The sequence below is a fragment of the Pseudomonas sp. NFACC24-1 genome, assembly GCF_900115235.1.
Taxonomy (GTDB): domain Bacteria; phylum Pseudomonadota; class Gammaproteobacteria; order Pseudomonadales; family Pseudomonadaceae; genus Aquipseudomonas; species Aquipseudomonas fluorescens_AA.
In genome coordinates, this window is sequence record NZ_FOVS01000074.1 from 1 (window position 1) to 3,919 (window position 3,919).

3 protein-coding genes are annotated in these 3,919 nt (G+C 57.6%); all 3 read left to right on the forward strand.

Features of this window, described 5'->3' with window-relative positions:
• Positions 1-190 precede the first annotated feature (190 nt).
• Genes BM317_RS29480 through BM317_RS29490 form a run of 3 tightly spaced genes read left to right on the forward strand, consistent with a single transcriptional unit; the run spans position 191 to position 3,756 of the window.
• Positions 191-850, forward strand: coding sequence for a paraquat-inducible protein A (locus BM317_RS29480; RefSeq protein WP_092172281.1), 660 nt, complete (start codon positions 191-193; stop codon positions 848-850).
• Positions 837-1,460: a paraquat-inducible protein A gene (locus BM317_RS29485; RefSeq protein ID WP_092172278.1), complete on the forward strand. Its 624-nt coding sequence runs from the start codon at positions 837-839 to the stop codon at positions 1,458-1,460. The genes BM317_RS29480 and BM317_RS29485 overlap by 14 nt, the downstream gene beginning before the upstream one ends.
• Positions 1,453-3,756, forward strand: a complete 2,304-nt coding sequence (locus BM317_RS29490; RefSeq protein WP_092477200.1) for a PqiB family protein — start codon at positions 1,453-1,455, stop codon at positions 3,754-3,756. Before BM317_RS29485 ends, BM317_RS29490 begins: the two co-directional genes overlap by 8 nt.
• Positions 3,757-3,919: the final 163 nt, after the last annotated feature.

Below are 3,919 nucleotides of genomic sequence, written 5' to 3' on the forward strand. Positions count from 1 at the left end.
TAGTGTGGGGTTTCCCCATGTGAGAGTAGGTCATCGTCAAGATTAAATTCCGAAACCCCTATCTGCTGATGCAGGTAGGGGTTTTGTTTTGCCCGTCATAAAAGTCTGAGAGCGCTCGTAATAAATTTGCACAGTTATTTTCGAGCTGGAGCACTAGAATAGCCCCACCTTAGCTGAGCCAGAGCTGTTTATGCCCGATCCGTCAGACATTGATAGATTGCCAGATCTACCCCTGAGCGATTTGGTTGCGTGTCATGAGTGCGACTTGTTGATGCGCAAGCCCCAACTGGCCCATGGCGAAAAAGCCGAGTGCCCCCGCTGCGGTTATGAGCTTTATGCTCATCGGCACAATGTAGTCGAACGCAGCCTTGCCTTGGTGATCGCCGCCCTGCTGTTATATGTGCCGGCCAACTTCTTACCCATCATGCAACTCAATCTGCTTGGGCAGTCCTCCCAGGACACCGTCTGGAGTGGGGTAGTGGGTCTGTTCGATACCGGCATGCAAGGCGTCTCGGTAGTCGTGTTTCTGTGCAGCATGGGTATTCCGTTACTCAAGTTGCTTTGTCAGTTGGCTGTGCTGCTGACCATTCGCCTGGACGTTGGCCGTAGCTACGGTTTGTTGCTGTACCGCATTTATCACCATCTACGGGACTGGGGAATGCTCGAGGTTTACCTCATGGGCGTGCTGGTGGCCATCGTCAAGTTGGCAGACATGGCAGCCCTCACCGTTGGCCTTGGCTTGGTGTGTTTCATCAGTTTGTTGCTGGTCCAGGTCTGGCTGGAGGTGGTGATGTCCCCGCATCAGATCTGGCAGGCGTTATCAGGAGAAGATGCCCATGCGGGCGATTGATGCCGGCATTCTGATTTGTACAGAATGCCATGAATTGAATCGGCAGGACGCTGAAGCCGACAAACAAACCTGTACTCGCTGCGGCGCGCTGATCTATCCCCGTCGCCCGAACAGCTTGATGCGAACCTGGGCATTGTTGATCACGGCCGCGATTCTTTATATCCCGGCCAATATGCTGCCGATCATGACCATCAACTCACTGGGCCAGGGCGCCCCGAGCACCATCATGGCCGGTGTCATCGAGTTGGTTCACCACGGCATGATTCCTATCGCCGCCGTGGTGTTCATCGCCAGTATCCTTGTGCCGACCTTCAAGTTGGTGGGCATCGCTTTGTTATTGTTTTCCGTGCAGCGGCACCAGCCCATGTCGGCACGGCAACGCATTCTTATGTACCGTTTCATCGAGTTCATTGGTCGTTGGTCGATGCTGGATATTTTCGTGATCGCCATTCTGGTGGCGGTGGTGAATTTTGGGCGGCTCGCCAGTGTCGAAGCCGGTCTCGGCGCGATTGCTTTCGCCAGCGTAGTGATTTTGACAATGATTGCCGCAATAACCTTCGATCCCCGACTGATTTGGGATAACACGGAGTCGGATAACGACCATGACTGATTTGCCTACCGCTAAAACCCGACCGGCTTCGAACTGGTCAGCCATCTGGGTCTTGCCGCTGATCGCATTGATCATCGGCGGCTGGCTCGGCTGGCGGGCTTATAACGAGACCGGAATCGAGATCACTGTGCGCTTTGAGAGTGGCGAAGGCATCCAGGTCAACAAAACCGAAGTCGTCTACAAAGGGATGACAGTCGGTAAAGTGACGGCGCTCACACTCGATGACGAAGGCAGTTCCAAGGGCGTGGTCGCGACGGTCGAGATGAACAAGGACGTCGAGCAGTATCTCAAGGCCGGCACACGTTTCTGGCTGGTCAAGCCGAGCGTGAGCCTGGCCGGGATCACAGGCCTGGAAACCCTGGTTTCGGGTAACTACGTGGCGATCAGTCCGGGTGAAGGCGAATCGACGCGCAAGTTCAAGGCCCTGGCCGAAGAGCCGCCGCTGTCGGATGCCAAGCCGGGTTTGCACCTGACCCTCAAGGCTGACCGGCTGGGTTCGCTGAACCGCGGCAGCCCGGTGTTCTACAAACAGATCCAGGTCGGCCAGGTGAAAAGTTACCTGCTCTCCGAGGATCAGAGCAAAGTCGAGGTCAAAGTCTTCATCGAGCCGACCTATGCCAGCCTGGTTCGTAAACACACGCGTTTCTGGAACGCCAGCGGCATCAGCATCGATGCCAACCTGTCGGGTGTGAAAGTGCGCAGCGAGTCCCTGGCCAGCATCGTCGCCGGCGGTATTGCATTCGCCACACCGGAAAGCCGCAAGGACAGTCCTCCAACGGATCCGAGCCTGCCGTTTCGTCTCTACGAAGACTTTGATGCGGCCGCTGCGGGAATCCGGGTGAAAGTCAAACTCAGCGACTTCGAGGGATTGCAGGCCGGGCGTACGCCGGTGATGTACAAAGGCATCCAGGTCGGCAGCCTGAAGAACCTCAAGGTCGATCCGGACCTGGCCAGCGCGACGGCTGAACTGACCCTGGACCCCTTGGCCGAAGATTACCTAGTCACCGGCACACAGTTCTGGGTCGTCAAGCCATCGATCTCCCTGGCAGGTATCACCGGCCTGGAAGCGCTGGTCAAGGGTAACTACATTGCCATACGTCCAGGCGATAAGGGCGGTGCGCCGCAACGGGAATTCGAAGCCAGGGCGAAGGCGCCGCCGTTGGACCTGCGTTCACCGGGACTGCATCTGGTCCTGTTGACGGAGAACCTCGGATCGCTGGAGGTCGGTAGCCCGATTCTCTATAAGCAGGTCAAGGTCGGATCGGTGCAGAGCTACCAGTTTTCCCGCAAGAAAAAACAACTGATCATCGGCGTGCATATCGAGAAGGAATATGAAGGCCTGGTCAACGGTTCGACGCGATTCTGGAACGCAAGCGGCGTTACCCTCACGGGCGGTTTGACCGGCGGGATACAGGTCAAGAGCGAGTCCCTGCAAAGCCTGATGGCCGGCGGGATCGCCTTCGAAACGCCGGAACCGAACGTGCCGTTGAAAAGGCGCATCCCACGCTTTCGTTTGCATGCTGATCGCGAAGCCGCACAGCAGAAGGGCACGGTCGTGACGATCAAGGTCGACCGCGCCGATGGCTTGCGCAGCGGTACGCCGATCCGTTTCAAAGGGCTGGATGTGGGCAAGATCGAAGAGGTCGATCTCAGCGCCGACATGCAATCGGTGTTGCTCACCGCGCGCATCACCGAAGTGCCGGAGCGTATCGCCCGGGTCGGGTCTCAGTTCTGGGTGGTCAAGCCTGAGTTGGGGTTGATGAAGACCTCCAACCTGGAGACGCTGGTCACGGGCCAATACATTGAAGTGCAGCCTTCGGCGAAAAACCTCGGGCCACAAAAAAGCTTCGTGGCCTTGGCCAACCCACCGGAAAGCGCTGTACCCGAAGCGGGTCTGAGCCTGGTGCTGAGTGCGGCCCGCCGTGGTTCGCTGAAGATCGGCGTGCCGGTCACCTATCGCGAGATCACGGTGGGCAAGGTCACCGGCTATGAACTGGGCCAGACGGCGGACCGGGTGTTGATCCATATCCTGATCGAGCCCAAATATGCGCCACTGGTGCGCAGCGGCACACGCTTCTGGAATAGCAGTGGCTTCGGTTTGGACTTCGGTCTGTTCAAGGGGGCGACGGTGCGAACCGAGTCGCTTGAAACGCTGATCCAGGGCGGTATCGCGTTCGCAACGCCGGACGGTGAACGCATGGGCAATCCGGCCCGAGCGGAGCAGACTTTCCCGTTGTTCGACAAGTTTGAAGACGAATGGCTGACCTGGGCGCCGAAGATCAGTCTTGGCAAGTAGTTGTGGCGCTATCGCGAGCAAGCTCGCTCCCACAGGGATGCAGGATGGTTCATCCAGAAGCAGTCCAATGTGGGAGATTCTATGGTGCAGGGCTACCCCCTAAATGCCTTTCGGTAAGTATTCGCTCTGGTTCTTCAGCAGGGCGAATACCACTCGGGCAAGC